At 68.1% G+C, this 25,957-nt stretch carries 32 protein-coding genes and 1 tRNA gene; 18 read left to right on the plus strand and 15 right to left on the minus strand.

The genetic code is table 11. The features are described 5' to 3' along the window. The 3 genes from C474_RS22835 to C474_RS00205 all read right to left on the minus strand — a co-directional run. The coding region (locus tag C474_RS22835; protein WP_204366051.1) for a hypothetical protein at window positions 1-191 on the minus strand (191 nt) is incomplete at its 3' end. A gap of 34 nt (window positions 192-225) precedes the next feature. Further along, window positions 226-1,197, minus strand: coding sequence for a D-2-hydroxyacid dehydrogenase (gene ddh / locus C474_RS00200; protein WP_008382798.1), 972 nt, complete (start codon window positions 1,195-1,197; stop codon window positions 226-228). Window positions 1,198-1,346: 149 nt separating this feature from the next. After that, window positions 1,347-1,808, minus strand: a complete 462-nt coding sequence (locus C474_RS00205; RefSeq protein WP_008382799.1) for an acyl-CoA thioesterase — start codon at window positions 1,806-1,808, stop codon at window positions 1,347-1,349. Between the two features lie 163 nt (window positions 1,809-1,971). On the opposite strand from C474_RS00205, the gene C474_RS00210 reads away from it, so the two are divergent. The 5 genes from C474_RS00210 to C474_RS00230 all read left to right on the plus strand — a co-directional run bounded on the left by C474_RS00210 (window position 1,972) and on the right by C474_RS00230 (window position 4,013). Further along, window positions 1,972-2,214 carry a glutaredoxin family protein gene (locus tag C474_RS00210; protein WP_008382801.1) on the plus strand — a complete coding sequence of 81 codons (243 nt, stop codon included), beginning with the start codon at window positions 1,972-1,974 and terminating at the stop codon, window positions 2,212-2,214. Next, window positions 2,211-2,747, plus strand: coding sequence for a cob(I)yrinic acid a,c-diamide adenosyltransferase (locus tag C474_RS00215; RefSeq protein WP_008382803.1), 537 nt, complete (start codon window positions 2,211-2,213; stop codon window positions 2,745-2,747). Before C474_RS00210 ends, C474_RS00215 begins: the two co-directional genes overlap by 4 nt. Window positions 2,748-2,950: 203 nt before the next feature. After that, window positions 2,951-3,217, plus strand: coding sequence for a DUF7553 family protein (locus C474_RS00220; RefSeq protein ID WP_008382805.1), 267 nt, complete (start codon window positions 2,951-2,953; stop codon window positions 3,215-3,217). A 49-nt stretch (window positions 3,218-3,266) separates the two neighbouring features. Further along, window positions 3,267-3,341: transfer RNA gene (locus C474_RS00225), tRNA-Val, on the plus strand. 396 nt (window positions 3,342-3,737) lie between these two features. Continuing rightward, on the plus strand, window positions 3,738-4,013 hold the full coding sequence (locus tag C474_RS00230; RefSeq protein WP_008382807.1) for a hypothetical protein: 276 nt from the start codon (window positions 3,738-3,740) through the stop codon (window positions 4,011-4,013). Between the two features lie 245 nt (window positions 4,014-4,258). Here C474_RS00230 and C474_RS00235 read toward each other — a convergent pair whose 3' ends face one another. Further along, the gene (locus C474_RS00235) at window positions 4,259-5,050 is read right to left on the minus strand and encodes an FxLYD domain-containing protein (RefSeq protein ID WP_152421568.1); all 792 of its coding nucleotides are present in this window, start codon (window positions 5,048-5,050) and stop codon (window positions 4,259-4,261) included. Between the two features lie 163 nt (window positions 5,051-5,213). Continuing rightward, the gene (locus tag C474_RS22265; protein ID WP_160166813.1) at window positions 5,214-5,384 is read right to left on the minus strand and encodes a hypothetical protein; all 171 of its coding nucleotides are present in this window, start codon (window positions 5,382-5,384) and stop codon (window positions 5,214-5,216) included. Window positions 5,385-5,524: 140 nt separating this feature from the next. On the opposite strand from C474_RS22265, the gene C474_RS00240 reads away from it, so the two are divergent. From C474_RS00240 to C474_RS00255, 4 genes are all read left to right on the plus strand, one after another. Then, entirely contained in the window at window positions 5,525-5,917 is a 393-nt protein-coding gene (locus C474_RS00240; RefSeq protein WP_008382812.1) for a hypothetical protein, read from the plus strand. A gap of 116 nt (window positions 5,918-6,033) precedes the next feature. After that, window positions 6,034-6,351, plus strand: a complete 318-nt coding sequence (locus tag C474_RS00245) for a hypothetical protein (protein ID WP_008382814.1) — start codon at window positions 6,034-6,036, stop codon at window positions 6,349-6,351. Window positions 6,352-6,464: 113 nt separating this feature from the next. Continuing rightward, window positions 6,465-6,665 carry a DUF5786 family protein gene (locus C474_RS00250; RefSeq protein ID WP_008382816.1) on the plus strand — a complete coding sequence of 67 codons (201 nt, stop codon included), beginning with the start codon at window positions 6,465-6,467 and terminating at the stop codon, window positions 6,663-6,665. Between the two features lie 90 nt (window positions 6,666-6,755). Further along, the gene (locus C474_RS00255; protein ID WP_049916610.1) at window positions 6,756-7,901 is read left to right on the plus strand and encodes a DNA-methyltransferase; all 1,146 of its coding nucleotides are present in this window, start codon (window positions 6,756-6,758) and stop codon (window positions 7,899-7,901) included. 21 nt (window positions 7,902-7,922) lie between these two features. On the opposite strand, the gene C474_RS00260 is transcribed toward C474_RS00255, so the two are convergent. The 6 genes from C474_RS00260 to C474_RS00285 form a co-directional block, all read right to left on the minus strand. Beyond that, window positions 7,923-9,233 carry a 5'-deoxyadenosine deaminase gene (locus tag C474_RS00260; protein WP_008382819.1) on the minus strand — a complete coding sequence of 437 codons (1,311 nt, stop codon included), beginning with the start codon at window positions 9,231-9,233 and terminating at the stop codon, window positions 7,923-7,925. 104 nt (window positions 9,234-9,337) lie between these two features. Further along, window positions 9,338-10,789, minus strand: coding sequence for a hypothetical protein (locus tag C474_RS00265; RefSeq protein WP_008382821.1), 1,452 nt, complete (start codon window positions 10,787-10,789; stop codon window positions 9,338-9,340). 7 nt (window positions 10,790-10,796) lie between these two features. Beyond that, the gene (locus C474_RS00270) at window positions 10,797-11,099 is read right to left on the minus strand and encodes a DNA-binding protein (protein WP_083861927.1); all 303 of its coding nucleotides are present in this window, start codon (window positions 11,097-11,099) and stop codon (window positions 10,797-10,799) included. A gap of 68 nt (window positions 11,100-11,167) precedes the next feature. After that, a complete protein-coding gene (locus tag C474_RS00275; RefSeq protein WP_008382824.1) occupies window positions 11,168-12,244 on the minus strand; it encodes a DUF7350 domain-containing protein in 1,077 nt (358 codons plus the stop codon). A 143-nt stretch (window positions 12,245-12,387) separates the two neighbouring features. Beyond that, window positions 12,388-13,221 (minus strand): HFX_2341 family transcriptional regulator domain-containing protein, encoded by an 834-nt coding sequence (locus tag C474_RS00280; protein ID WP_008382826.1) that lies wholly within the window; start codon window positions 13,219-13,221, stop codon window positions 12,388-12,390. 391 nt (window positions 13,222-13,612) lie between these two features. Further along, window positions 13,613-13,888, minus strand: a complete 276-nt coding sequence (locus C474_RS00285) for a HalOD1 output domain-containing protein (RefSeq protein ID WP_008382828.1) — start codon at window positions 13,886-13,888, stop codon at window positions 13,613-13,615. 286 nt (window positions 13,889-14,174) lie between these two features. On the opposite strand from C474_RS00285, the gene C474_RS00290 reads away from it, so the two are divergent. Beyond that, complete coding sequence (locus C474_RS00290) at window positions 14,175-14,540, plus strand: zinc ribbon domain-containing protein (protein WP_008382830.1); 366 nt, start codon at window positions 14,175-14,177, stop codon at window positions 14,538-14,540. A gap of 118 nt (window positions 14,541-14,658) precedes the next feature. Here the strand turns inward: C474_RS00290 and sucD are convergent, their stop codons facing one another. Beyond that, the gene (gene sucD, locus C474_RS00295; protein ID WP_008382831.1) at window positions 14,659-15,528 is read right to left on the minus strand and encodes a succinate--CoA ligase subunit alpha; all 870 of its coding nucleotides are present in this window, start codon (window positions 15,526-15,528) and stop codon (window positions 14,659-14,661) included. Then, window positions 15,525-16,670: an ADP-forming succinate--CoA ligase subunit beta gene (gene sucC, locus C474_RS00300; RefSeq protein ID WP_008382832.1), complete on the minus strand. Its 1,146-nt coding sequence runs from the start codon at window positions 16,668-16,670 to the stop codon at window positions 15,525-15,527. The genes sucD and sucC overlap by 4 nt, the downstream gene beginning before the upstream one ends. A gap of 170 nt (window positions 16,671-16,840) precedes the next feature. Between sucC and C474_RS00305 the strand changes: the two genes are divergently transcribed. The 3 genes from C474_RS00305 (at window position 16,841) to C474_RS00315 (ending at window position 19,940) form a co-directional block, all read left to right on the plus strand. Then, window positions 16,841-17,857: a carbohydrate kinase family protein gene (locus tag C474_RS00305; RefSeq protein ID WP_008382833.1), complete on the plus strand. Its 1,017-nt coding sequence runs from the start codon at window positions 16,841-16,843 to the stop codon at window positions 17,855-17,857. 105 nt (window positions 17,858-17,962) lie between these two features. Beyond that, entirely contained in the window at window positions 17,963-18,985 is a 1,023-nt protein-coding gene (locus C474_RS00310; protein ID WP_008382834.1) for an alcohol dehydrogenase catalytic domain-containing protein, read from the plus strand. Between the two features lie 175 nt (window positions 18,986-19,160). Beyond that, window positions 19,161-19,940, plus strand: a complete 780-nt coding sequence (locus C474_RS00315) for an SDR family NAD(P)-dependent oxidoreductase (RefSeq protein WP_008382835.1) — start codon at window positions 19,161-19,163, stop codon at window positions 19,938-19,940. A gap of 10 nt (window positions 19,941-19,950) precedes the next feature. On the opposite strand, the gene C474_RS00320 is transcribed toward C474_RS00315, so the two are convergent. Then, window positions 19,951-20,136, minus strand: a complete 186-nt coding sequence (locus C474_RS00320; RefSeq protein ID WP_008382836.1) for a hypothetical protein — start codon at window positions 20,134-20,136, stop codon at window positions 19,951-19,953. Window positions 20,137-20,189: 53 nt separating this feature from the next. Between C474_RS00320 and C474_RS00325 the strand changes: the two genes are divergently transcribed. Together C474_RS00325 and C474_RS22465 are read left to right on the plus strand one after the other, a co-directional pair. Next, window positions 20,190-21,146: an NADPH:quinone reductase gene (locus C474_RS00325; RefSeq protein ID WP_008382837.1), complete on the plus strand. Its 957-nt coding sequence runs from the start codon at window positions 20,190-20,192 to the stop codon at window positions 21,144-21,146. Between the two features lie 67 nt (window positions 21,147-21,213). Beyond that, window positions 21,214-21,351 carry a hypothetical protein gene (locus tag C474_RS22465; RefSeq protein WP_008382838.1) on the plus strand — a complete coding sequence of 46 codons (138 nt, stop codon included), beginning with the start codon at window positions 21,214-21,216 and terminating at the stop codon, window positions 21,349-21,351. A gap of 19 nt (window positions 21,352-21,370) precedes the next feature. Here C474_RS22465 and C474_RS00330 read toward each other — a convergent pair whose 3' ends face one another. Then, the gene (locus tag C474_RS00330) at window positions 21,371-21,766 is read right to left on the minus strand and encodes a DoxX family protein (protein ID WP_049916612.1); all 396 of its coding nucleotides are present in this window, start codon (window positions 21,764-21,766) and stop codon (window positions 21,371-21,373) included. Between the two features lie 215 nt (window positions 21,767-21,981). On the opposite strand from C474_RS00330, the gene C474_RS00335 reads away from it, so the two are divergent. The 3 genes from C474_RS00335 (at window position 21,982) to C474_RS00345 (ending at window position 25,943) form a co-directional block, all read left to right on the plus strand. Further along, window positions 21,982-23,364, plus strand: a complete 1,383-nt coding sequence (locus tag C474_RS00335) for a sodium-dependent transporter (RefSeq protein ID WP_008382840.1) — start codon at window positions 21,982-21,984, stop codon at window positions 23,362-23,364. A gap of 197 nt (window positions 23,365-23,561) precedes the next feature. Next, window positions 23,562-24,980, plus strand: a complete 1,419-nt coding sequence (locus tag C474_RS00340; RefSeq protein WP_008382841.1) for a sodium-dependent transporter — start codon at window positions 23,562-23,564, stop codon at window positions 24,978-24,980. A gap of 66 nt (window positions 24,981-25,046) precedes the next feature. Beyond that, complete coding sequence (locus C474_RS00345) at window positions 25,047-25,943, plus strand: EamA family transporter (protein ID WP_008382842.1); 897 nt, start codon at window positions 25,047-25,049, stop codon at window positions 25,941-25,943. Window positions 25,944-25,957 lie beyond the last annotated feature (14 nt).

The raw sequence follows: 25,957 nt of genomic DNA on the forward strand, positions 1-25,957 counted from the left end.
CGCAGGAGCGTCCGTCGGTCGTAGTCGTCGGTGTCAGTCATAAACGGTGACTCGGCATCCGGGCGGGTATACGTTCGGGCCGTCCGGTCTGCCCCGGCGTTCACCGCGCTTCCGGCACCCGCTCGTGGCCGCGAGAACGCCTCGATACCACGAGGCGGCGTCGGGCGACCGGCGGCTAACCCGTGGGTCATCGGACACTGAGTCGGACGGGGACCTCCGTCGTCCTCAGACCACCTGGTTCGCCAGCGACTCGCCGGTTTCGAGGCGGCGGGCGTTCTCGCCGACGATGTCGGCGACTCGTTCGGGAAACGCCTCGTCGGCGGCCGAGGCGTGCGGCGTCACGACGACGTTCTCCATCCCCCACAGCGGCGAGTCCTCGGGGAGCGGTTCGGGGTCGGTCACGTCGAGGGCGGCGCCGGCGATGGACTCGGACCGGAGGGCGTCGACGACGGCCGACTGGTCCGCGACGGGGCCGCGCGCGACGTTCACGAGGTAGGCGTCCTCGGGCATCGCCGCCAGTTCCTCGGCGCCGAACAGTCCCTCCGTCGCCGGATTCAGGGGCACCGCGAGGACGACGAACCGCGCGTCGGCGACCGCCTCCCGCAGGTTCTCGGGCGAGTAGCGCTCTTCGACGTGGTCGACGGGCGCGGGCGTCCGGCGCACGCCGGCGACGGACATGCCGAGAGCGTCCGCGCGGCGGGCGATACCGCGGCCGAGGGTACCCAAGCCAACGACGCAGACGCGTTCGCCCTCCAGCGTGAACGACTCGCTCCACGGGCGGGGGTTCCACTCGCGGTCGGCCTGGTCCGTCCGGTAGCGGTGCAGACCGTGGGCGAACTGGAGCATGTAGCCGAGCACCGTCTCGCCCACGGGGGCGCCGTGGATGCCGGAACTGTTCGTCAGCGCGATTCCCCGTTCGCGGAGGGCGTCGACCGGGAACTCGTCGTGACCGGCGCGGACGACGTGAATCCACTCGAGGCCGGCGTCGAGGAACCACTCCTCGTAGCCGAACGAGGCGACGACGTCCAGCGAATCGCCGACCGAGGCCGGGTCGACGGTGGCGTCTCTCCCGCCGTCGCCACCGCCGTCGAGGACGCGAATCGCCGCGTCGGGGACGGCATCGCTCAGTTCCGATTCGAGGCGTTCGGGGGGCACGATACGGGCGACGGACGGGTGGATTCCGATTGTGACGGACACGTACGCGGGTCCGGCGTCGACCGCAAAAGTCGTTCCCGAGGTGGCAAACGCTGGCCCCGGAAATCGACCTGTTTAGTAATATGCAAAATATGGATGTTATCGGACGCGAGACCGACGGGCCGGCCGTCCCCCCCACCGGCACCCCTGTCTCAGTCCTCTTCGTGGCCGTTCGACTCCGTCTCGCCTTCGAGGGCGGTTTCGATGAGTTCGCGGCCGTATTCGGTGTTCGTCTCCAGTTCGGGCACTTCCGTCGGTTCGCCGTCCTCGTCGACGGCGACGTAGACGAAGTACGACTCGGTGGTGAGTTCGGTGTCGCCGGTGAGGGGGTCCTCGCGGAAGACGCGGAGGCGGACTTTCACGCTCGTCCGCCCGGCCGCGTAGACGTACGACTCGATGAGGGCGGCGTCGCCGCGCGGGATGGGACGGTGGAAGTTCACGCTCTCCATCCGGGCGGTGACGCACGTCTCGCCGGCGAACCGCATCGCGGACATCGCGCCCACTTCGTCCATCCACTTCATCACGTTGCCCCCGTGAGCCATGTCGTAGTTGTTGGTATCGTTCGGGTGGACCAGTACGCGGTTCTCGATGTACGTCTCCTCGACGTCGATCATGTTCGGGTGTACTCGAACCCGCGAATTAACGTTTCTGACACGGGAGCGCGTCCGTATCGGTCGTTCGTGAGATACCGGGAGGCGCGTCGGGCCGACGACGCGGAAGTGGACCGACGCTGCCGGCGGCCAAATCTCTTTGCGCGCGGAGTTCGAACGTCTCCCTATGAGCATCACCTTGTACGCTCTGGACGGCTGTCCGTACTGCGAGAAAGTCCACGATGCCCTCGAAGAACGGGGGGTCGACTACGAGACGGAGTGGGTCGGTGCGCTCCACTCCGAACGCGACGAGGTCAAGCGCGTGAGCGGCCAGCGCGCGGTTCCCGTCCTCGTCGACCACGACCGCGGGGTGACGATGGGCGAGTCCGAGAACATCCTGCAGTACGTCGAGAAGACGCTCGCGGCATGACCATCTACACCGGCCGAGGCGACGAGGGCCAGACCGACCTGCGCGATATGTCGCGGGTGTCGAAGACGAACACCCGAATCGAGGCGTACGGCACCGTCGACGAGGCGAACGCGCTGGTCGGAAGCGTCCGCCCTACCGGTTACGACGACGTGGACGAGAAACTGGAACGGGTGCAGAACCACCTCCACGTCGTGCAGGCCGACTTCGCGAATCCGGACCCCGACGAGGACGCCCCCGTCGTGCGCGCCGACCACATCGAGCAGTTGGAGGCGTACATCGACGAGGCCGAGGAGGAACTCGAACCGCTCCGGTCGTTCATCCTTCCCGGCGGCGGCGACGCCGGCGCGAACCTCCACCACGCGCGGGCGGTGACGCGCCGGGCGGAGCGCCGCGCCGTGGCACTCGCCGACGAGGAACCGGTGAACGCGGAGGCGATTCGCTACCTTAATCGGCTGTCGGACGCCCTGTTCGTGTTCGCGAGGCTGGTGAACAAGCGGGACGAGATACCCGAGGAGTCGCCGACGTACGACTGAGTGATAGGGCGTGGACCGACGGTGATGATGCCCACGGTCGGCCACGTTGGGATAGACGCTCGATGGACACCGACGGACCGGCGTCGCATCGGTTTTAGGCACGCCTAACAACCACTAAAACGCTTCGGTTTTTGGCCGTCCTAAACCGCCTTTTGGTAATCACCCGCACAATCCTTTTATCCGCTGCCGGTCTATCGACGCCTATGAACCGACACTTCGAAGACGCATGGTACTACCTCCGACGGGCCGGCGGCCACCTCGCGGTCGGACTCCGCGAGGAGGCGGCACCGCTCGAACGGCGCGTTCGCAAGGCGGTCGGACGGGAACGGGCGGTCGAACCCGCCCCGACCGGACGCCAGCGCCTGGAGACGGAACTGCGGAACGTACCCCGCCGCGCCGAACGCGGCGGCAAGAAAGCCGTCCGGCGGGCCCGCGGGCGCGTGAAACGCTACCGCGGCGCCGCCGAGTGAGTCCGAAGCAGAACGGTTAAGTCTCACCCGGAGCTAGATTTTTCTGCCCGGGTTGGTGGTCTAGCCAGGTTATGACGGCTCCTTCACACGGAGCAGGCCGGCGGTTCGAATCCGCCCCAACCCACTTCTCTTCGGCACTACCGACGAGCGAAGCGAGGAGCGTATGCCGAAGTGTATGGTAGCCGAGGATTCGAAGCAGGGAGCAAATCTCCGATTTGCGACCGAGGTTCGAATCCGCCCCAACCCACTTTCTGGTATCTCGCAACGACGAGCGACAGCGAGGAGTCCGTGATACCGAAAGTGACGACGGTGGATCCGAACCAGCGAGCGACCGAAGGGAGCGAGTGGGGTTCGAATCCGCCCCAACCCGTTACGTTTCTTCTGTGGCGACGACTCGGTCGACCAGTGGAGAACTCCGAGGTGTGCGACCTCGTCCGTGAGAACTTAGACCTCGGCGGTGAGTATCATCACCGAAAGCGGTGCTCGAAGCCCGTCCGCGCCGACGACTGACCCTGTCCCCATGACATTCCTCGATCGAATCCTCCCATGGCGGTGTTCGCATCCGCGGCCGCTCGTCGAGAAGCGACGCGATCTCGGCTACCAGACCGAACGGTTCCCGCTCGGCGTGTTCGTACGGCGGGAACGGTGGATCGTTCGCATCTGTCCCGACTGCGGGGCGACCGTCGGGCCGACGCGGAGAATCATCAGCGACGAATGTGTCATCCCGCACGCAGCGATTGACTCGTACCCCCCGGACGTCGAGACGATTCGTGCGTATCGCGACCGCGACGGATGATTCGTTTCGTCCCTCCCTGACGATACGTTCCTCCGGAGCGAGGGAATCTCATATCCGAAGGAACCTGCCCGGTATGCGGCGAGTCTTGCGAAGAAACGTTCGTCATCACCGAAAAAGATGATAGGTCATCATTGGGAAAGCAGACCTTGTCTCCAGCAGTCGTACACGGGGGAAAGAGAAAAATAAGCAAACAGTGTTCGTCATGTGCGAGCACTACGACGAGGTTCAGAACCGGGGCGGTTCGGCTATAGATTGTTGTCGCCAGGAAGTATCTCAACGTTCGTGATTTCGGGCGCGAAACTCGTATCGAACATATTCTCGAAGCGCCAACGCTCGCCTGCCGGAATGTTCAACTCGTTGGTGTACTCCGCACCGACGATGACCTTCTCCTCGATATAGAACTTCGAGATCGCCTCAATGTAACCCAACTCCCCGCCAGTATTGTTCTGTAAGACGCCCGTCGAGGTGAGATAGCTGCTATCCTCCTCGCGCGAGATGCTCGATTCGACGACTTCGACGTCCTCCATCACGGTGAGTGACGACGCGAACTCCGCTTCGATACGAACGCTCGCGACGTCTTGGCCTTCGGTGTCGAGATACTTTTTGAAGCCGCGCCACGTCTCGCCCGGGCCGAGCGTTCGGGCGGTGGCTGGGCGGGTCGAGAGGATGGTATCCGAGCCGTCGTAGAAGCGCAGTTCGACGTTGATTGGCCCCGAGGGCGCGTCCCCCTCGTTCACCAGCTCGAACACCGCATAGGCGTCGACCGTACCGTAGTCGGTTTCTTCTGTCCTGACTTCGCGCGAGGCGATGACGACCTCCGCCTTCCCGGGCGCCTCCGTCGAGGTCGCCGTTTCGGTCTCGGTCTCGGTCGCGGCGGCCGTCGCCGTGGTTTCGCCGCCGTCGTCGCCGGGATTCTCGACCGGCGTGTCTCCGCCCGCCGCCTCTTCGGACCCACCCGAACATCCCGCCACGCCCGTCGTGAGTGCGCTCCCCGCCAGCGCAAGATACCGCCGTCTGTTTATGTCACCAAAAGACATATTATCTCGTTGATTGGTTCACGGGTAAGTGTTGGGACACCGGCACGATTCGGCCACCCTTCTCACGATGCGCGAGGCCGGTCACGCGCTGCGACTACTTGTCGATAAATACGGTTCGTGACCGCCGTCGCCCCGGAAGTCGGCGTCCCCCCTTCGAGCCGCGTCAGTCGCCCGACTGGCGGGCTTCCAGTTCCGCGACGAGGTCCGAGAGCGTGTCGCGGACCTCCCGCGCTTTGTCGACGTCCATCCGTTCGTACACCGGCTTGCTGGTCGTGATACTGATCGTACCGTCCGCTTCGTCGAGCCGCCAGTAGATCTCGTCCACTAGGTACATCAATCGTTATAGAATTTCAGTTTACATATGTATTTCGTACAGTCTCAAAACCTGTTATCAAGTGTCGACGCCGACAGTTCACCGCCACGTAAAAGCGCAGTGCCGATAGCGTCATGTGACGCTGCTCGGTCGATTGCACCATGGAACGAGGAAGCTTCGACCCGGAGGTCGTCGTCTCCGTCGACACGCCGGGATTCGGCGCGCGGATCGAACACGAAGAAGACGTCTACAAACTGGTCACCGGAGAGGTTGCGGCCGGCACGTTCGAGGGAGACGGCACCGACGGCGGTACCCCCGCCGTCGTCGTCGACAGTCGCGTACGGGACCTCGACGCCCCCGACGGGTACGAGGGCGAATCGGTCGTCGTGAAGTTGGACTACGGGGCGAAGGACGTGACGTTCTCCGCGCGCGGACGGGAGGGAACCAAGTCGAACCCGGCGGCGTTCAGCGCGGTTCGGGGCGAGCGACCGGCGGGGAAGCTTTCCGAGTACGAGGCGGCAGTGAAGGTTTTGAAGCGGGCCGACAACGTCTGAAGGCGGTTTCCCTCGCTCGCCACGAGTTCGTCCCGCCGGGCGCCGTCTTCGAGACGGGGCCGACCCGGCATACTCAAGCAGCGACGACATACCCTCACGGCACGTGTAGACGTGTCATGACCTTCCAGAATCGGTTCCAGTACGCCGGGACGAAGCCGTACGGTAACGAACGCGACCGCGCCGAGGCCGGCGAGATGACCCGCCACGAGTACGAACTGCTCGCGCTGGACGACACCTATCGAAAGCTCGCGGAACTGCGGTGGCTCGTCTCCGAGTTCGAGCGGGAACTCGGCGGTGGCGACGTCGACGAGGAAACGCGGGTGCCCCTCGCGCACAGCGTCGCCGAGGCGGCGGTTCCGCTGTCCGAGGCAGTCAACTACTACGTCGACCGGTGGCTCGAAGCCCACCGGGCGGCGCAGACGAGCGAGGCGTGAAGGAAACGGATCGGCACTCGACGGTCACGGCGTCCCCGGCGCCGCGGGACTCGAATCCGCTCGCCCCCGGGGGAATCGGTTGGTTCTTCAGTGCGACTCCGCAACCCGTACGCATGGGCTTCGGAAGCTACGACGAATCCGAGCAGGAGCGTCAACAGTCGAACGACGGGGAGGAAGAGGCCGAGGGCGTCGACGCCCACGAGCACGAACACGACGGCGAGGTCAACGTCGAGAGCGACGTGTCGACGAACGCCCTCGTCGACCGACTGGGCGAGATGAAGGACGACCCCGAAGACGAAAGCGAGGACGCGTAGCGGCGAACCCGCTCCCCGCCGTCGCTCGGCGCGTCGGGGAGTACCGAGAGTGCGAGGTTATATCAGACGTACCGACGTAGCGTCGGCAGCGTGGAGTCTCAACATCGGGCCGTCGTCGGTGACGCGCGGGGGATGAGCGGCCTCGCCGACGACGCCGTCGAACTCGTCGTCACCTCGCCGCCGTATCCGATGGTTGAGATGTGGGACGACCTCTTTTCGGACCTCGCCGACGGCGTCGCCCCGGCGCTCCGCGACGGCGACGGCGCCGCGGCGTTCGAGGCGATGCACCGCGTTTTGGACGACGTGTGGGCCGAACTCCGACGCGTGCTCGTGCCGGGCGGCATCGCCTGCGTGAACGTCGGCGACGCCACCCGGACGGTCGGCGACAGCTTCCGCGTCTACCCAAACCACGCCCGCGTCGTCGACGCGTTCGTCGACCTCGGGTTCGAGCCGCTTCCGGACGTGCTCTGGCGAAAACCGACCAACAGCGCCGCGAAGTTCATGGGTAGCGGGATGCTCCCGCCGAACGCCTACGTCACCTTAGAGCACGAGTACGTGCTGGTGTTCCGCAACGGCGCCGGGTCGCGGTCGTTCGACCCGGGGGCGGACAGACGGTACGAGTCGGCGTACTTCTGGGAGGAGCGGAACGCGTGGTTCACCGACGTCTGGACCGACGTGGCCGGCACCGACCAACGGGTCGCCGAGGCGACGAAGCGGTTCGACGGCGCGCCGGCGGTTTCGAGCGACGGCGGCGACGCCGACAGCACAAACGCGAACGGAGGCGACCGGACGAACGCGGGCGAGTCGCCAGACGACGAACTCAGAGACCGGACCGCCGCCTACCCGTTCGATATCCCCTACCGGCTGGTGAACATGTACTCGGTCTACGGCGACACCGTCCTAGATCCCTTTTTCGGCACCGGCACCACCGCGCTGGCCGCGATGGTCGCCGGGCGCGACTCCGTGGGCTACGAACTCGAAGAAGCGTTCGTCGAGGCGTTCGACGCCCGCGCCGCCCGCGCCCCGGACCTCTCGCGCGCCGTCGTCGCCGACCGACTCGACGCACACCGGGAGTTCGTCGAGGAGCGACGGGAGCAGGGGAGTCCGCCGGGCTACGAGGCCGAACACTACGACTTCCCCGTCGTGACGAAACAGGAACGGCGGCTCCGATTCCGCACCGTCTCGGACGTGCGGCGCGAGGACGACGCGTGGGTCGCCACGCACGAGACGGTGTAGCCGCGCCCCAACCGCGCCGCGCTACGGGGCCGGTTTGCCCTCGAACTCGACCGTCCGGGCGCGGCGTCGGATGTCGTCGGCGTCGCCCGTCTGGAGGCCGCCGAACGCCTCGTCGTAGACGATCCGACCGTCGACCATCGTGAACGTCACGTCGTCGCCGTGGGCGGCGAAGACGAGGTGCGAGAGCGGGTCGTGCAACGGCGTCGCGCGCGTGATATCGGTGTCGAGAGCGACGACGTCGGCCTTCCACCCCTCGCGGAGCGCCCCGACTCTCTCGAACCCGGCGGCGCGCGCGCCGGCGAGCGTCGCCATCTCGAAGACGGCCCCCGCGGGCGTCGTCGTCGGGTCCATCTCCTCGACTTTCTGGAGGAGGCTGGCCTGCCGCATCTCGGTGAACGGGTCCAGCGTGTTGTTGCACGGCGGGCCGTCGTTGCCGAGGGCGACGGTGACCCCGCGGTCGAGGTAGTCGGGTATCGGCGCGACGCCGGAGGCGAGTTTCATGTTCGAGGAGGGGCAGTAGGTAACGTTCGTGCCCGTCTCCGCGAGCAGTTCGCGCTCGGCCTCCGTCGTGTGGACGCAGTGAGCCAGGACGACGTCCTCGCCGGTCAGTCCGACCTCGTGGAGCCACTCGATGTTCCGCATCCCGGTGTCTGCTTCCACCGTCGCCACCTCGTCGGCGTTCTCGCTGGCGTGGGTGTGGATGGTGACGCCCTCGTACCGGTCGGCGAGTTCGCGCGCGCCGCGCAGGCACTCCTCGGTGCAACTGACGGCGAAGCGCGGGGTGACGGCGTACCGGATTCGGTCGTCGAACGACCCGTGGTACGTCTGGATGAGTCGCTCCGTCTCCGCGAGGGCGTCGTCGGTGTCCTCGGTCAGTCCGTCGGGGGCGCGTTGGTCCATCAGCACCTTGCCGAGGCGGCCCCGGATGCCGAGTTCGCCGGCCGCCTCGAACGCCTCCTCGGCGTGCGCCACCGAGAGGTGGTCTATCACCGTCGTCGTGCCGCTCTCCAGCAGTTCGAGGTAGCCCAACTCCGCGGCCGTCCGCATCCCCTCGGCGTCCAGCGACGCCTCCATCGGGAGGACGTGGTCGAACAGCCAATCGAGCAGCGAGGTGTCGTCGGCGATGCCCCGTCCGAGGCTCTGGACGGAGTGGACGTGGCCGCCGACGAGGCCCGGCGTCAGGAGGTCGAACTCGCGGACCTCGCGGTCCGGGTGTTCCTCCGTCAGCGTCGCTCGCTCGCCGACGGCGACGATGCGGTCTGCCTCGACGACGACGGCGCCGTCGTCGATGACGGTCGATGAGTCGGCGATGACGGTTCCGGCGAGGAGCATGTTCCCTCGTACGCCTGACGGTCCGGGGTGAAAGCGGTTGCGAAAGCGACAGCGGAACGCCGGCACGGCCGCGCTATCCCCGCGTTCGACTCTCAGGCGTCCGCTCAGGGGAGGAACGGCGGCGGCGCCGTCGGCAGGGAGATGAGCCAGAGGCTGATGGCCGTGTACGCCATCATCACGAACACGAACGGGTACTGGCTCTCGATGGCCTGCAACCGACTCGGGAACAGGCGGTACGCGGTGGAGTGTGCCACCCAGATGGCGAGCAGGTGACCGCCGAGGACGAACGCGATGTTGAGCCCCCCCATCCACGCCGGGAGCGTGAGGACGAGCGGGTTCGGCGGGACGGACAGCGGCGAGGCGAGGACGGTGAAGAGCGACGGCGACAGGGAGACGAAGAAGGCGAAGTAGTGCGCGAGGTGGTAGCCAGCCGCGATGGCGAGCAACGCGGGCGCGAAGCGGACGGCGAGTTCGCGCGCCTCGCGGTACGTCCGGAGCCGCGAGGCCGACGCGCGGGCCGCGAGGGCGTACGCGCCGTAGAACGCCGCGAACCCGGCGAGGTAGAGGCCGCCGTAGACGACGGCGGGCGGGAGGCCGACGCCGACGAGGGCGCGGACGGCGGCTCCCCCCTGAGCGGTCGTCACGAACCCGCTGTAGGTGAGTTCCCAGACGAGGGCGACGGCGAAGGCGACGTCGTCCATCCCCCAAGTCGGCGCCGCGGACTCATCGTCGCCGTACCCGTCGTCGCCGACGAGTCGCATCCCCGGCAGGTGGAGTCGCGGGCGGCCGTCGGACCACGACAACGGCGCGGCGCGCCCGTAGAACGCGAAGAACACCGAGACGGGGTCGACGTTCCCGAACCAGTCGTCGACGCCGACGGCGACGGCGCCGACGACGGTGAGGACGGAGTAGCCGCCGACGGCCGCGGCGAGCAGCGACGGGTCGCTCGTCACCGGCGTCGTCGTCTCCACCCAGACGAGGGCGAGGAGGCCGGCGACGGCGGGCCAGCGTCCGAGCGCCTCGGGGTAGTCGAGGAATCCGTTCGGCAGTCGCTCGGCGACGGCGCGCCAGGGATTCAGCGCGGGCCAGGGATTCCCGACGAGGTAGGCGAACATCGTCAACCCGGCGCGCATCCCGGCGAAGACGAACACGACGGCGAGGTTGACGGTGGGTATCTGCGGGCCGACGAGTCCCCGGTAGACGACGAGGGCCAAGAGCACGAGACCGAGGGCGTTCAGCGCGAGGGTTCCAGCGCGGTACGCCGACTCCCAATCGGGGAGCGTCTCGTGCCAGCGGTGAATCGAGAGGACGAAGCGACGGTCGGTGACGAAACTGGCGAGCAGGGCGGAGGCGCCGATGGTCACGCCGCCGGTGGCGACGTAGAGCCACCGCGGGACGCTCAGCGGGTCGCGGGACGCCTGTCCGAGGCCGACGGCGGCGTTGCTGGCGGCGACGCCGCGGGCGAGGAGGAGGAAGCCGACGACGGCGAGACAGAGGCTCAGCGCGCGGCCGGCGAGGCGGCGGGGCGAGGGCCGGGAGGGAGGAGAGGCGCTCACCGTCGAGTCACCCCGCGAAGCCGATGTAGAGGAACAGGACGCCGAAGTAGAGGACGACCAGCACGGCCAGCGCCCGGATGCGGAAGGAGTGCAGTTCGGCCTCTTCCTCCCGGTACGCCTCGACGTACGCCTCCTTCTCTCCGTCCGTGAGCGCGTTCGCGTGGCGGACGCCGCGGTGGAGGACGAGCAGTCTCGACTCCGGGAACGCCCGCCCGCACACCCGGCAGGCGTAACTCTCGGGAGGGTTCGAGACCGCGTCCGCGTTCGGTTCCGTCCGCCGGTCCGTCGCGCCGCGCGTCGTCTCCGTCATGGAACTCGCTTCGCCGTTGGGACCCGACTCGCGTGAGGCTTTTCGTTCGTCCCGGCGCTCCTCGGGGTTCATGAGGGGACCGCGAACGTCATCGAATCCATCTCCACGAACGCCGTCTCGTAGCCGTCGTGGCGCGCCACCTGCGGCGGCACCGCGACGTCGACGCCGACCTGCTCGCCCGCGCGGAGCGACCCGACGCTCGCCCCGTAGTGGTAGCCCAGTTCGGGGTCGAGCGTCCGCGTCAGTTCCGCCTCCGTCGCCGCCTCGCCGTCGCGCGACACCGTCGCCGTCAGCCCCATCATCGGCAGGACGATGCCGTTGTACGGCGTCCGCGGGGAGACGTAGAGGTAGGTGCCGTCGCCGAAGCGGTCGGCGTCGGCGGCGAACGCGTGAAAGACGGCGTCCCCGCTGGTCGCCCGCCCGAAGTGTCGACCGGGGAGCGAGTCGGGGTCGGGCGCGCGGCCGACGGGGACGTTCTCCATCTCCATCGGCGGGACGGCGCCGCGCGACCCCGGGTTCTCGGGGTTCGTGATGGGAACGTCGTACAGTTTCTCCGTGTCGAAGTCGATGGAGAACGTCGCCGTCTCGGCCCCCCGAAAGCGACCCTCGAACGCGCCGGTGCAGCGGAGGGAGACGCCGCCGACGCGGACGTTCACCTCGTAGCTCCCCTCGCCGTTCAGCGCGTAGTTCGACCCGTAGTGCATCCCCATCTGCTGGGAGAGCATCGGATAGGCTATCTCCTCGCTGACGAGGCTCCCGTCCCGGAGGATTTCGAGGGTGACGCCGGAGTCGATGGGGAGGACAGTGCCCGTCTCGGCGTCCCACAGCGACACCATGAGGTGTATCGAGTCGTCCGACTCGACGACCGTCTTCGAGAACTCCGTCCCCGTCAGCGTCCAGAAGCGGTGCGGGTACGAGTACGTCAGCGCCACGCCGTACGGGCCGGCGGTCGTCGTTCCGTACGTGTTCATCCCCTCGGTGATGGCGGGGACGTAGACGGCGTCGGGTCGGTCCTCGACCAGCGGCGGGTCGCGCCACGCCGACCGCGTCTCGAACCCGAGGGCGCTCATACAGCCCGCGGTGCCGGCGAGCGCACCGGTGCCGAGCGTCCCGAGGAGGCGACGGCGAGTGAGTTTCGGAGCCATGTGAGTGTGAGAACCTCCCGCCCGCGGTGCGGACGGGCGTCGTTGCCGGCCCTAGCGGTTCGGCGGGCATGACGTTTGCGAACGGCAGAGGCGATTCGAAGGAGACTCCGGGGGCGGGGACGGACGGTTCCCCGGCGGACCGTCTACGCCGCGTCGGCCTTGTGCTGGAACGCCCGGTAGACGCTGACGCCCGTGTCGGTCAGGACGACGTTCTTCCGCTTGCCCGCGGGTTCGAGCCGAACGTACCCCTTCTCGACCAGCGGGTCGATGATGGCGGCGTCGAGGCGGCGGTACTCCGACTGTCTGCTCTCCGTCGAGTAGTTCGCCAGGAAGGGGAGTCCGTAGTCGTTCGCGCGTTGGATGAGGCTCCGCTTGTTCAGCGTGTAGGGGTTCTCGACCGTCTGTTCGTACAGGTAGCCCATGATGTGGACCTGCTCGCGCGTCGGCGCCTCGATGGGGTAGTCGGGGACGCGGTCGATACCGGCGACGCCCCGTGAGAGCGGTTCGGCCTCCACGTCGTGCCCGTAGGACTCCGGTTCGACGCTGTAGGGGAGGGCGGCGGTCGTCATGCAGGCGATGGCGGCGCCGACGGCGGCGACGTTCGTGCCCGAGGAGATGTTGACGAACACCTGGTCGTCGTCGTGCGCGGCGGCGATAGTCGTGGTGACGCCCATCACGTCGTAGACGTTGTGGACGTCGACGGGGACCCCCCGCGCCTCGCAGAGCGAGTCGAGTTCCTCACGCACGGCGCGTTGGTACGCCGTCGCCGCCGCCCACGGGACGTTCTCGTCGTCGGGGGAGGACCAGTCGGCATCGGCGTCCACGTCGCCGTGTTCGGCGTCGGTCCGGTTCGGGTCGTCGACGAGGAGGTAGACCACGTCCGCGGCCTCGATGCGAACGGGTTCGACGACGCGGTCGCGTTCGTATCCGAGGGGTGCGATATGCACCCGCCGGCCGGAGGGAAGCCCGCTGTCCATAGTCGGAGTGGTTCGATGGTCTACATGAATCTTCGGAAGGCCGAGCGGTCGGCGGGGAGGACCCGTCAGCGGGGATAGCGAGGGGCGGATCGGAATCGAGAGGGACGGGCCGGACGGGCGAGTCCGGAACCCGTCCGTCCCCATGGCGAGGAGGGCCGAATCGTCGGGCCGGGGGCGGCCCGCGACGGCGGAGACGCCGAGTGGAACCGCACACGTCCGCATCCGGCGGCGAAACGCCGGTGGAGGCGGAACGGACGCGTGCGGTCGTACGGTTTCGCCGCCGTATCGTCCGTATTGACACGAGAATATCGTGACTATCGGAACGGTCGGGAAGGAGCGGCCGCGACGCCGTCGGGAGGCCACCCGGAGAACGGGTGGGAACCGACGGAGCTCAGTCGGCGCTGCAGCGTTTGACGGGCGTCGCTTCGAGCACCCGTACGTCGCCGTCGCCGCGGAGATGGATGCGGTAGCCCGCGTAGTCGAACTCCACGTCGCTCGCGGCGGCCCTCTGGGGTCCGTCGAACAGGGCGACGAGCGCGTCCGGATCGACGACGGACGCGAGCGGCGGGATGTCGGTGACGGCGACGCCGTCTAGCTCCGCGACCAGCGACACGATGGCCTCGGGGAGGGAGTCGGAAGTGGCGGTGGCCGTGCGGTCGGCTCTCATAACGTTAGAATAGTAGTCAGTATTCTTAAAATTTCCATCTATTCGCACCTACTGAGAAATTCTCCCAAAAAAGAATTTCTTCTGTATCGTCTTCCGTCGTCAGCCCTCGAACGCGGTTCGAGCGAACGCCTCGCAGTCCGTCGGTTCTCGGCCGCGCCTCCCCCGTTCGATATCGACGCCCGCGGGCCGAATCGCGGAGCGGGCTTCCGGACGTGAGCGCCGACTCCGGGCCTCTCGCGTCCGTCAGCGGCGACAGAGCCAAGTTCGTCTGCCCCGTGGCGCTCCTATGGATTGGCAGGTCGGGTTCGCACTCCTCCTATCGGGGTTCTGCGTCGTCGCCCCCACCCTGCTGTACGTCGGACTCGTCCGCGGCCTCGACAGGCTCAGAGACGACCCGTTCGTCGAGCGGGTACTTCTGCAGATGGACGAGTACGAGCAGGGGCCGAATCCGGGAGGCGGAGGCGGGAGGGCGCGGTCGAATCGGGGTGCGTGGCGCGCGTTCGCACCGTCGCTGCCGGGGTCGGACTCCGAGCGAGCAAGCGGGCAGGAGGGGCGGTCGGTCGGCGGCGGGCCGACGTGTTCGCGGTGCGGCGCGCCGAACCCCGAGTACACCCGGTTCTGCGGCGTCTGTCTGGCGAAGATAACGAAGTGACTCGCCGCCGATGCGGCCGACGCCGTGCGGTCGGACGGAGACCTGACTGCGGCACGAGCGTGAGCGTAAAAAAGAAATCGGCCGGAACCGCCGAGCGGCGGTCTCCGTCTCCGACCGTTTACAGGAAGTCTTCGACGTGTTCGGCGACTTCGTTCGGCGTGTCGCCGACGGGGACGCCCGCGTCGTTGAGCGCCGATATCTTCGATTCCGCCGTTCCGGTTCCGGACCCGGAGACGATGGCGCCGGCGTGACCCATGCGCTTGCCCGGCGGCGCGGTGCGGCCCGCGATGAAGCCCGCGACGGGCGTGTCCATGTTCTCCGCGATGTACTTCGCGGCCTGTTCTTCGTCCTCGCCGCCGATTTCGCCGCACATGACGACGGCGTCGGTGTCCTCGTCGGCCTCGAACAGTTCGAGGGCGTCGACGAACGACGTGCCGATGATGGGGTCGCCGCCGATACCGATGGCCGTCGTCTGGCCGATGCCGCGGTCGGTGAGGTTCGAGACGACTTGGTAGGTCAGGGTGCCCGACCGGGAGACGAGGCCGACGTTGCCGGCCTCGAAGATGTTGCCGGGCAGGATGCCGAGTTTCGCCTCGCCGGGCGTGATGATGCCGGGGCAGTTCGGCCCGAGGAGGCGGGTGTCGACCTCCGTGAGGCGCTTGTTCACCTTCGCCATGTCCTGCGTCGGGATGCCCTCGGTGATGGCCACCACGAGGTCGAGGTCGGTATCGAGGGCCTCGAAGACGGCGTCGCCCGCGAACGCCGGCGGGACGAAGACGACGGAGGCGTCGGCGTCCTCCTCGTCGACGGCCTCCTCGACCGTGTCGTAGACGGGGATGCCGTCGACGTCCTGACCGCCCTTTCCGGGCGAGGTGCCGGCGACGACGTTCGTGCCGTACTCCACCATCTGCTGGGTGTGGAACTTGCCCTCGCCGCCGGTGATTCCCTGTACAACTACGCGCGTATCGTCGTCGACCAGAATGCTCATTGGTTCGCCTCCTGTGCGTTCTCGACGGCCCGTTGGACCGCGTCTTCGAGCGTCTTCTCGACCTCCACGAGGTCGGTGTTCAGAATCTCCATGCCCTCCTCCGCGTTGGTGCCCGCGAGGCGGACGACCACTTTCTTCGGAATCTCGTCGAACGCTTCGAGCGCCTCGTTGATGCCCTTGGCCACCTCGTCGCCGCGGGTAATGCCGCCGAAGATGTTGAACACGACCGCGTCGACGTTCTCGTCGGCGAACACCATATCGAGGGCGTTCGTCACGCGTTCGGCCTTCGCGCCGCCGCCGATGTCGAGGAAGTTCGCGGGTTCGCCGCCGTAGTGGTCGACGAGGTCCAGCGTCGTCATGACGAGACCGGCGCCGTTGCCGATGATACCGACGTTACCCGACAGGCGGACGTAGTCGAAGCCGTAGTCGTTCGCCTTCCGTTCGAGGTCGTCCTCGGCCGCCTCGTCCTCCATCTCCGCGAGGTCCGGATGGCGGAAGAGGGCGTCGTCGTCGATATTCATGACCGCGTCGGCCGCGACGACGTCGCGGTCCGACGTGATCATGACTGGATTGATCTCGATGTCCGAGGCGTCCTTCTCCTCGTAGAGGTCGTACAGCGTCGTCAGGATGGACGCCACGTCGTTCGCCACGTCGCGTTCGATGCCCGCGTCGTAGACGACCTTCCGCGCCTGGTAGGGGTGCAGGCCGAACGCGGGGTCGATGTGTTCGCGCGCGATGGCTTCGGGGTTCTCCTCGGCGACCTCCTCGATGTTGACGCCGCCCTGCGTCGACACCATCGCCACGGGCTTACCCTCGCCGCGGTCCATCGTGACGCCGACGTACAGTTCGTTCTCGAAGTCGACGCCGGCCTCGACGAGCACCTTCTCGACGGTGTAGCCCTTGAGGTCCATGCCGATGATGTCCTCGGCGGCCTCGCGGGCCTCCTCCTCGCTCGTCGCTATCTTGATGCCGCCCGCCTTGCCACGTCCGCCGACGTGGACCTGCGCCTTGATAGCCGCCGGGTAGCCGACCTCCTCGATAACCTCCATCACTTCGTCGACCGACGTCGCGAGGCGAGACTCGGGCACGGGAATCCCCGCCTCGGCGAAGATATCCTTCGCCTGATACTCGTGGAGTTTCATGCACTCGTGTGTGCGAATGACGCGCGCTTAAATCCCGTCCATCCGGTACCGAGAGAGACGTCTCGTTCGCCCGGAACACCCGCGAGAACTGACCCGTCGCGACTCGGCGAGAACGACCCGCCACGCCGGGCGAACCCGCTAAGTCACGAGGTTCCGTAAGGGAAACTCGAATGGACTACGCCGGACTCGCGACGAGGCTCAGAGAGGACCAGTCCCGCGGCGGGGTGACAGTGTTCCCGGACGGCAGCGTCGACACGTTCTACGAGGTGCACGACAACGGGGGCGACAGAATCGACTCGCGCGTCGCGTTCGGCGAGCGAATCGCCGACGACGCGGACTCCTTCGCGGTCGACCGCTCGGAGCGGAAACCCGGCGGGCAGGCGGTCAACACCGCCCGACAGACGCACGCGCTCGGCGACGAGACGAGGCTGTTCGGCCACCTCGACGACCCGGTGTTCGACGGCCTCGACTTCGAGACGGCGTCGATGGGCGCCCCGGCGTCGGTGTCCGTCTACGAGTTCGACGACGGCGACCTGATGTTCGCCGAGGGGTCGGAAGAGATGCCCGATTGGTCGCTCTCGGACCTGAGAGCGGTCGCGGGCGACGCCTTCGAGGCCCGCCTCACCGCCGACGCGGTCTGTTGTGTGAACTGGGTTTCGTTCGACTCGATGACGGGCGCGCTCGACCGCCTCGCCTCCCGCGGCTTCGACGGCGGCCTGTTCGTCCTCGACCCCGGCGACCTGACGGGCGTTCGAGCGGACCCGACGACCCGACTCTGCGATGCGCTCGGCGACCTCGAAGCAACGTACGACGTCGTCCTCAGCGCGAACGGCGACGAAATCGCGCACCTCCTGCGGGTGCTCTCCGTCGGGGAGACGGACGACGGCTCGGACCTCGCGGACCTCCGAGAGCGGGTCGGAATCGCCGGCGTCGTCCGCCACGGGAAGTCGGAGGCTGCCGCCGCGACGGCGGACGGGCGATTCACGGTTCCGAACGTCAAGGCGGGCGGGAAGAGGCGACAGACGGGGTCGGGCGACCGCTTCACCGGTGGCCTCGCTCACGGCCTCGCCGCTGGGTGGGAGTGGGAGGACGCGCTCGGACTGGGCAACCTCTGCGCGTCCTTCCACGTCGAAACCGGCGAGACGGGCACCAGAGAGTCCCTCGCCGAGTACGCCGACCGAGCCTGACGGATCGCGCTGGGGGGTCGGTCGCGGGCCGCTCTCGTGCCGGTCGGAGTCGGTCGGAGCCGTCCCGTCATCAGTGTTATCGGTCTCACGCCGCAATCACGCACCATGCGCGCCGCAGCATTCGCCGAACTGACCGGACCGGACGGCGTGGAGATGGTCGACCGACCCGACCCCGACCCGGACTCGGGCGAGGCCGTCGTCGACGTCGAAGCGTGCTCCATCAACCGCCACGACCTGTGGATTCTGCAGGGCGATTCCGCGATGGTCGACGCGGACGACCTCCCGTTCGTCAGCGGTCTCGACGCGGCGGGGACGGTGCGCGCCGTCGCCGACGGAGTGACCGCCGTCGACCCCGGCGACCGCGTCGTCCTCTGCCCGAACGAGACGTGCGGCACCTGTCGCTTCTGCCGCGAGGGGCCGGAGAACCTCTGTGAGAACTTCTCTCTGTATCACGGCGGCCTCGCCGAACAGGCGCGCGTGCGAGCGGACAGACTCGTTTCGCTGCCCGATTCGGTCGACACGACGACGGCCGCCGCCCTGCCCACCGCCTACCTGACCGCCTTCCACATGCTCCGGAAGGCGGAGGTGGGGGCGAACGACCTCGTGTTCGTCCCGGGGGCGACGGGCGGCGTCGGCGTCGCCGCCGTCCAACTCGCGGACGCCCTCGGCGCGCGGACCGTCGGCACCTCCTCGTCGGCGTCGAAACTCGACCGGATGGAGGCGCTGGGTCTCGACCACGCTATCGAGGGCACCGACCCCGACGAACTGCGCGAGGCCGTCGAGAGGGTCGGCCCGGCCGACGCGGTGGTGAACCACCTCGGCGGCGAGTACACCCAACTCGGCCTCGACGCCCTCCGCCGCGGCGGGCGCATGGCCGTCTGCGGTCGGACCGCCGGTCGGTACTCCGAGATAGACATCCCGCATCTGTTCTTGAAGCACAAGCACGTCATCGGCAGCACGATGGGGACGCAGACGGAGTTAGAGCGACTCGTCGGCCTCGTCGCCGACGGCGAGTTGGCCCCGGAGATAGACGAGACCTATCCGTTAGAAGAGACGGGCGAGGCGTTCCGCGCGATGGAGGAACGAGAGAGCGTCGGGAAACTCGTCGTGACGAGCGATTCTGCGTGAGAGACGACGAACTCGCGGACTGAACGACAGCGAACAACTCGGAAGCCCGACCCCTTCCAGTCCCGTCCACGGCGGTTTCTCGCTCAGCGACGCGTGTGGTTGTTCGGTTCGGCGACGTCCGTGGAACGCAGACCGGACGAGGACAACTTATCACATTCGGCGTCGACGGCCGGGTATGGGAGTCCTCGACAGATTCAGACTCGACGACCAGACGGCGATAGTCACCGGCGGCAACCGCGGCATCGGCCGCGCCATCGCGCGGGCCCTCGGGGAGGCGGGGGCCGACGTGGTGGTCGCCAACCGGAACGCCGACTCGGGGGCCGTCGCTGCCGAGGAGATAGCCGACGCGACGGGCGCGGAGACGCTGGCGGTCCCCGTGGACGTGGCCGACGAAGACTCCGTGCGGTCGATGGTCGATTCGACCCTGGCGGAGTTCGGCGACGTCGATATCTTGGTGAACAACGCCGGCATCGTCGTCCACGAGGGCATCGAGGACATGACGCTCGACGAGTGGAACTCGGTCGTGCAGACGAACCTCACGGGCGTCTTCCTCTGCTCGAAGTACGCGGGCGAACCGATGCGCGCCGGCGACGGGGGGTCCATCGTCAGCGTCTCCTCGATGTCGGCGTTCGTCGCCAACTACCCCCAGCGACAGGTCGCCTACAACGCCTCGAAGGGGGGCGTCGAGTCCTTCACGCGACAACTGGCCTCCGAGTGGGCCGAACACGGCATCCGAGTGAACACCGTCGCGCCGGGCTACATCCGCACCGACAACACCGACCAGGCCGACGCCGTCGACCCCGACATCGACGAGGTGTGGAAGGGGGAGATGCTGATGGAGGAGATAGCGCCGCCGGAGGACGTGGCGCCGACCGTCGTCTACCTCGCCAGCGACGCCGCGCGCTACGTCACCGGTGCGTCCGTCGTCGTCGACGGCGGGTACATGGTTCGGTAGGGGAGAGGGGCTACTCCGCGTACAGTCTGACGAGGCCGCACCCGGGGTAGACGTACGCCTGCACTTCCGTCCCGTATCGGCCGTGCAGACGCTCCCTGCCGCCGGCGTCGACGCGAAGCCCGTTCGCCTCGCTCGTCGTCTCGTGGGTCGCCTCGTCCGTCGCGAACTCGCAGTCCGGACAGGTTCTGGGGGGCACGCGAGACGCTCCGCCGCACTCCTTTATCAATCCCGGCGCCGAACCGACGGCCGATGCGCGCAGTCAGGTTTCACGAACACGGAGGGCCGGACGTACTGACCGTCGACGACGTGGACGAACCCGAACCGGGGCACGGAGAGGTCGTCGTGGAGGTCGGCGCGGCCGGCGTCAACCCGGTGGACACGTACTTCCGCGAGGGGGCGTACCCGGTTCCGAGTCTCCCGTTCGTGCCCGGGTCGGACCTCGCGGGCACCGTCGTCTCCGTCGGCGACGACGTCGAGCGGTTCTCCCTCGGCGACCGGGTGTTCGGCACCGGCCTCGGCAACGGCCGGTCGGGCACCTACGCCGAACAGGTGGCGGCGCCCGTCGACTCGCTCGCCCACCTCTCGGACGACGCGGAGTTGACCGACGCGGCCGCACTCGCCCTCGTCGGCACGACGGCGTGGCGCGCTCTCGTCCACCACGCGGGCGTCGAACCCGCCGAGCGGGTGTTGGTCCACGGCGGAAGCGGCGGCGTCGGGCACGTCGCCGTCCAACTGGCGCGGGCGATGGGGGCGCGCCCCCTCGCCACGGCGTCTCCCGGCCACCACGACGCCCTGCGGGACCTCGGCGCCGAGTCCGCCTTCGACTACCGCCGCGACGACCTCGCGGCCGCGATTTCGGAGGCGGGCGCGCCGGACGTCGTCCTCGACACCCACATGGACCGCTACCTCCAACTGAACGCGAACGTCGCCGCCGACGGCGCCCGCATCGTCGGCATCGGCAACGACACCGCCGAGGGCGGGTTCGACGACATCGGCGTCACGAAGTCGAAGGAACTGCGCTACCAGTTCATGTCGATGTTCAACACGCCGGACCCGAGCGCTGTCCTCGCGCACCTCAACGAACTGCTCGTCCGCGGCGACGTCGAACCGGTCGTCCACGACACCTACGCCCTCGAAGAAGCCGACGACGCCCAGCGAGCCGTCCTCAACGACAGCTTCCTCGGGAAACTCGTGCTCGTCCCCTGAGAGTGCGCGCCGGCCTCCGCTCGCCGGGGACGGACGGATATTTGTCACGTCTGCGAGAACGGCCGTCATGGGTCGCTGCACCGACTGCGGCGAGGAGTTAATCGAGGTGGTCGAGAGCGACACGGCGGCGAAGTTCAGCACCGCGAAGGCGTGGGAGTGCTCGGAGTGCGGTGCGATTCTGGGCGTGACGAAAATCGGCGTCTGAGCCGTACGCGAGGCGCCGCTCAGCGGTACGCCTCGCGGAGGAACACCAGCGCCGCGCCGAACATCGCCAGGTTGCCGAAGAACGCGAGTCGCTCGCCGCTGGCGTCGCCCTCCTCGTTCCAGAAGTCGTGCATCGTCGTCGTCACCACCGCGAGGAACGTGACGACGGCCCCGGTGGCGAGGCGGGGAAGCCGCCAGGCCGCGAGGAGCAGTCCGCTCACGAGCATCATCCCGGAGGCGAACGGGGCGGCCAGTTCGGGCATCGGAACGCCCGCGGACTCGGCGTACTCTATCTGTCCCTCCGGGTCGCGGAAGTCCTCGGAGGCCTGCAGCGCCAGGCCGAGACCGAACAGCACGCGGCCGAGCGTCGACAGGGAACGCGTCACGTCGGCGGTCTTCTCGGAATCGTCTGCCATACGGTACCACTGATACGCCGCCGACATAAGCGTACGTGAGCGCTCGGCGCTCCCTGCGCCGCGCGGCGCACGCGGTGACGCGCATCCCCCGAGCGACGAAAGCGGACGAACGTTTCCTCGGGAGCGGTCGCGGGCGGATCAGTCGATGTATCGGCCGATTTTCGGACGCACATCGTGTTGTTTATCACGTTTTCGTCTGGTACGGAGAGACAGACATGAGCGAACGAGAGACGTGGGCGACGAGGGCGGGATTCATCCTCGCCGCCGTCGGAAGCGCCGTCGGCCTCGGGAACATCTGGCAGTTCCCGTTCAAGACGGCGCAGTACGGCGGCGCGACGTTCCTCGTCGTCTACCTCGTGGCGGCGTTCGGCATCGGTCTCCCGGCGATGCTCTCGGAGTTCGTCATCGGCCGGAAGAGCAACCTCAACACCATCAGCGCGTTCGAGCGACTCGGCTACCGGCAGTGGCGCGCCGCCGGTATCGTCGGCCTGCTGACCGGGTTTTGGATCCTCTCGTACTACAGCGTCGTCGGCGGGTGGGTGCTCCGCTACGTCGGCGGCAGCGTCACCGGCGCCTACTTCGGCGACGCCGGGGCGTACTTCGGAACCATCTCCGCCGGCCTCCCGGCCGTCGCCCTCCACGCCGTCTTCATGGCGTTGGTCGTCGGCATCGTCGCCTTCGGCATCGAGGACGGCATCGAGAAGGCGACGAAGCTGATGGTGCCGAGCATCCTCGTCATCCTCGTCGCCCTCGCGGTGTGGGCGTTCACCCTCCCCGGGTCCGGCCCGGGCTACGCGTACTTCCTCTCGCCCGACCTGAGCCAACTCCGCCTCACCGTCGGCACGACCGGGTCGTTCCCGTGGGTGACGTTCGGCGGCCCCCTCGCGGAGATAATCCCGTTCGCCGTCTCGCAGGCGTTCTTCTCGCTGTCGCTCGGCATGGGTGCGATGATAACGTACGCCTCCTACATCGACGGCGACGAGAGCCTGTTCGGCGACAGCGTCACCATCGTCGTCTTCAACAGCCTCATCGGCATCCTCGCGGGTCTGGTCGTCATCCCCCTCCTGTTCGCGCAGGGGGCCGAACCCGGCGCCGGCGGGGCCGGCGCCCTCTTCGTCAGCGTCGCCAGCGCGTTCGCGACCATCCCGTTCGGCCGTGTCGTCGGCTTCGTCTTCTTCCTCGTCGTCCTCGTGGCGGCGCTCTCCTCGGCCATCAGCCTGCTGGAAGTCGTCGTCTCCTACGCCGTCGACAACTACGCCGTCTCCAGACCGCAGGTGGCCGCCGGACTCGGCGCGGCCATCTTCGTCCTCGGTCTCCCCTCGGCGTGGGACACCGCGTGGTTGACGTGGTTCGACACGCTCGCCTACCAACTGTTCCTGCCGCTGTCGGTGCTCGGAATCCTCGTTTTCACGGGGTGGGTGTTCGGCCGCGCCGCCGTCGACGAACTCCTCCGCGGCACCGGCTTCGGCGGCGGGATGGGCGCCCTGTGGCTGTGGACGGTCCGAACCGTCGTCCTCCTCGGCGTCCTCCTCACGCTGGTGCTCGGCCTCATCACGCTGTTCGGCGGCCCCGACCCGGCCATCGTTCCCCCGCTCTGAGGTTACGAGAGCCGACAGCGACGCTCGCGACGTCGTCGCGAGCCGAACGTCGCCCGACGAACCGTCACCGAACGACCGATTTTCGTACCGATTACCGACGAATATCGTATTCTGACCGCGGTTTATCCGTTACATTTGACGGTTGACGAATCCTCGGTCCGTAAGCGCTTTTAGCCCGAGCGGGGGATTGCGAGTCAATGGCACGAGAGACGTGGGCGACACGCGTCGGGTTCATCCTCGCCGCCGTCGGGAGCGCGGTAGGGCTCGGGAACATCTGGCGGTTCCCGTGGGTGACGGCCGAAAACGGCGGCAGCGCCTTCCTGGCGATGTATCTTAGTATCGTCTTCCTGGTCGGCGTCCCCGGCCTCCTCGCGATGTTCGTCGTCGGGCGGCGCGCCAAGCGCAACCCCGTCGGCGCCCTGCGCGAACTCTCGGGGTCGGACCGCTGGGGGTTCGCGGGCGGCTTCCTCGTCTTCAGTTCGCTGGTGCTCATCTCCTTTTACAGCGTCGTCGGCGGCTGGATACTGCGCTACCTCGGCGAGAGCCTGCTCGGCGTCCTCACCGGGAGCGTCCCCTACTTCGCAGACCCCGGAGCGTCCTTCGGCGCGGCGTCGGCCGGATTCGACGCCGTCGCGTTCCACCTCGTCTTTCTCACGCTGACGGCGTTCGTCGTCGTCGCCGGCATCCGGCGGGGCATCGAAGTCGCCACGAAGTGGATGATGCCCGCCATCTTCGCCCTGCTCGTCGGCCTCGCGGCGTGGGCGTCCACGCAGTCCGGCGCCGCCGAGGCGTACGCGTTCTACCTCCGGTTCGACACGAGCGTCATCCGGGAGAACTTCTTCGGCCTGCTCGGCCCCGCGGCGGGACAGGCGCTCTTCACCCTCTCGCTCGGCGTCGGCACGATGATAACGTACGCCTCCTACCTCGACGAGGACCGCTCGCTCCCGTTCGACGGCGCGAGCATCGCCGTCCTCAACACCGTCGTCGGCGTCCTCGCCGGCCTCGTCGTCTTCCCCCTGCTGTTCTCGCTCGGTATCGAACCCGGCGAGACGGGCACCGGCGCGGGGGCGCTGTTCGTCGGCCTCGCGGGCGCGTTCGCGCAGATTCCGGGCGGCGCGGTCGTGGCGACGGCGTTCTTCGCCGTCGTCGCCCTCGCGGCGCTCTCCTCGGCCATCAGCATCCTCGAGATATCCGTCTCCTTTCTCGTCGACGAGTACGACCTCTCGCGCCGGCGCGCCGCGACGACCGTCGGCGGCTTCGTCGCCGTCACCGGCGCCGTCTGCGCGCTGAACACCGCGGTGTTCGGCTTCGTCGCGGGCACCCTCGTCGACATCCTGCTCACCCTCGGACTGGCGGTCTGTCTCGTCTTCGTCGGCTGGGTGATGGGACGGGACGCCCTCGTGGAGTTCCGGAAGGGCGCCGGTCCGGTCGGCCGCGCCGTCTCGACGCCGTGGCTCTTCGCCGTCGGCGTCCTGCTCCCGACGTTCCTCGTGTTCACCCTCCTGACCACGTTCAACGTCGACGCCGAAATCGGCTTCTGGCCCACCGTCGCCGCCGCCGTCGTCGTCGCCGTCGCCGCCTTCGCGGGCCTGCGCGGCGAGCGCTCGCTCGTCTGAGCCGGGTTTTCCAGCCTTCACTTCCGCTATCAGCACGCTTTCCCCGCCGCCGCCGGACCGACGCACGTGAACGTCTCCGTCTCGCCGCTCGTCCTCCTCCTCTCGCTCGGCCCCGCGGTGCTCTGGGGGTTCACGCCCGTCATCGAGAAGCGCGCGCTCTCGGGTGGCGGTCGGCCCCTGCAGGCGGCGCTGGTGGTCGTGGTCGTCGACACCCTGCTGTACTCGCTGGCCCTCCTCGCGCGCGGGAAGGTGCCGTTCGTCGGCCTCCCGCTCGAAACCGCCGCGGTGTTCGTCGTCGCCGGCGTCTTCGGCACCTCCCTCGGTCGATTGGCCATCTTCGCCGGCAACGACCGCGTCGGCGCCAGCGTCTCCAGCGCCGTCGTCAGCGCCCGTCCGCTGTTCGCCACCGCCCTCGCCGTCGGCTTCTTGGCGGAACCGGTCTCGCTCGCGACCGTCGCGGGCGTCCTCGTCCTCGTCGTCGGCCTCGCGGTGCTCTCGCTGGCGAAGGGCGGCGACCTCTCCGGGTGGGACGGCCGCGACCTGCTGATGCCGCTGGCCGCCGCCGTCACCTTCGCCATCGGCAACGTGCTCCGACGGTTCGGCCTGCAACTCGGCGGAACGACGGCGCTGGAGGCCGTCGCGCTCAACGAGTTCGCGGCGCTCGTCGCCCTCGGCGGCTACGTCGTCGTCGCCGGCCGGCGCGACGTGCTCGACGCGCCGCGCCGCACCTACGGCGTCTTCGCCGTCAGCGGGACGATGACCGCCGTCGCGCTGTTGGCGATGTTCACCGCGCTGTCGCTGCCGGAAGGCCGCGTCGCCGTCGTCGACCCGCTCATCGCCACCGCGCCGCTGTTCACGACGGTGTTCTCCTACTTCCTGCTCTCGGACCTCGAACGCGTCACCCGCGGTATCGTCGCCGGCGCGGTGCTGGTCGTTGTGGGCGCGGCACTGGTGGCGGTGTGAGTCGCCGCGGAGAA

It is taken from the genome of Halogeometricum pallidum JCM 14848, from assembly GCF_000337095.1.
In the GTDB taxonomy this organism is placed as follows: Archaea; Halobacteriota; Halobacteria; order Halobacteriales; family Haloferacaceae; genus Halogeometricum; species Halogeometricum pallidum.

What these genes read in the sequence shown, in the direction of transcription:
- C474_RS00205 (WP_008382799.1), bottom strand. Translation starts at nt 1,808, where the DNA reads ATGATCGACGTCGAGGAGACGTACATCGAGAACCGCGTACTGGTCCAC.
- C474_RS00210 (WP_008382801.1), top strand. Translation starts at nt 1,972, where the DNA reads ATGAGCATCACCTTGTACGCTCTGGACGGCTGTCCGTACTGCGAGAAA.
- C474_RS00215 (WP_008382803.1), top strand. Translation starts at nt 2,211, where the DNA reads ATGACCATCTACACCGGCCGAGGCGACGAGGGCCAGACCGACCTGCGC.
- C474_RS00220 (WP_008382805.1), top strand. Translation starts at nt 2,951, where the DNA reads ATGAACCGACACTTCGAAGACGCATGGTACTACCTCCGACGGGCCGGC.
- C474_RS00230 (WP_008382807.1), top strand. Translation starts at nt 3,738, where the DNA reads ATGACATTCCTCGATCGAATCCTCCCATGGCGGTGTTCGCATCCGCGG.
- C474_RS00235 (WP_152421568.1), bottom strand. Translation starts at nt 5,050, where the DNA reads ATGTCTTTTGGTGACATAAACAGACGGCGGTATCTTGCGCTGGCGGGG.
- C474_RS22265 (WP_160166813.1), bottom strand. Translation starts at nt 5,384, where the DNA reads ATGTACCTAGTGGACGAGATCTACTGGCGGCTCGACGAAGCGGACGGT.
- C474_RS00240 (WP_008382812.1), top strand. Translation starts at nt 5,525, where the DNA reads ATGGAACGAGGAAGCTTCGACCCGGAGGTCGTCGTCTCCGTCGACACG.
- C474_RS00245 (WP_008382814.1), top strand. Translation starts at nt 6,034, where the DNA reads ATGACCTTCCAGAATCGGTTCCAGTACGCCGGGACGAAGCCGTACGGT.
- C474_RS00250 (WP_008382816.1), top strand. Translation starts at nt 6,465, where the DNA reads ATGGGCTTCGGAAGCTACGACGAATCCGAGCAGGAGCGTCAACAGTCG.
- C474_RS00260 (WP_008382819.1), bottom strand. Translation starts at nt 9,233, where the DNA reads ATGCTCCTCGCCGGAACCGTCATCGCCGACTCATCGACCGTCATCGAC.
- C474_RS00270 (WP_083861927.1), bottom strand. Translation starts at nt 11,099, where the DNA reads ATGACGGAGACGACGCGCGGCGCGACGGACCGGCGGACGGAACCGAAC.
- C474_RS00275 (WP_008382824.1), bottom strand. Translation starts at nt 12,244, where the DNA reads ATGGCTCCGAAACTCACTCGCCGTCGCCTCCTCGGGACGCTCGGCACC.
- C474_RS00280 (WP_008382826.1), bottom strand. Translation starts at nt 13,221, where the DNA reads ATGGACAGCGGGCTTCCCTCCGGCCGGCGGGTGCATATCGCACCCCTC.
- C474_RS00285 (WP_008382828.1), bottom strand. Translation starts at nt 13,888, where the DNA reads ATGAGAGCCGACCGCACGGCCACCGCCACTTCCGACTCCCTCCCCGAG.
- C474_RS00290 (WP_008382830.1), top strand. Translation starts at nt 14,175, where the DNA reads ATGGATTGGCAGGTCGGGTTCGCACTCCTCCTATCGGGGTTCTGCGTC.
- sucD (WP_008382831.1), bottom strand. Translation starts at nt 15,528, where the DNA reads ATGAGCATTCTGGTCGACGACGATACGCGCGTAGTTGTACAGGGAATC.
- sucC (WP_008382832.1), bottom strand. Translation starts at nt 16,670, where the DNA reads ATGAAACTCCACGAGTATCAGGCGAAGGATATCTTCGCCGAGGCGGGG.
- C474_RS00305 (WP_008382833.1), top strand. Translation starts at nt 16,841, where the DNA reads ATGGACTACGCCGGACTCGCGACGAGGCTCAGAGAGGACCAGTCCCGC.
- C474_RS00310 (WP_008382834.1), top strand. Translation starts at nt 17,963, where the DNA reads ATGCGCGCCGCAGCATTCGCCGAACTGACCGGACCGGACGGCGTGGAG.
- C474_RS00315 (WP_008382835.1), top strand. Translation starts at nt 19,161, where the DNA reads ATGGGAGTCCTCGACAGATTCAGACTCGACGACCAGACGGCGATAGTC.
- C474_RS00325 (WP_008382837.1), top strand. Translation starts at nt 20,190, where the DNA reads ATGCGCGCAGTCAGGTTTCACGAACACGGAGGGCCGGACGTACTGACC.
- C474_RS22465 (WP_008382838.1), top strand. Translation starts at nt 21,214, where the DNA reads ATGGGTCGCTGCACCGACTGCGGCGAGGAGTTAATCGAGGTGGTCGAG.
- C474_RS00330 (WP_049916612.1), bottom strand. Translation starts at nt 21,766, where the DNA reads ATGGCAGACGATTCCGAGAAGACCGCCGACGTGACGCGTTCCCTGTCG.
- C474_RS00335 (WP_008382840.1), top strand. Translation starts at nt 21,982, where the DNA reads ATGAGCGAACGAGAGACGTGGGCGACGAGGGCGGGATTCATCCTCGCC.
- C474_RS00340 (WP_008382841.1), top strand. Translation starts at nt 23,562, where the DNA reads ATGGCACGAGAGACGTGGGCGACACGCGTCGGGTTCATCCTCGCCGCC.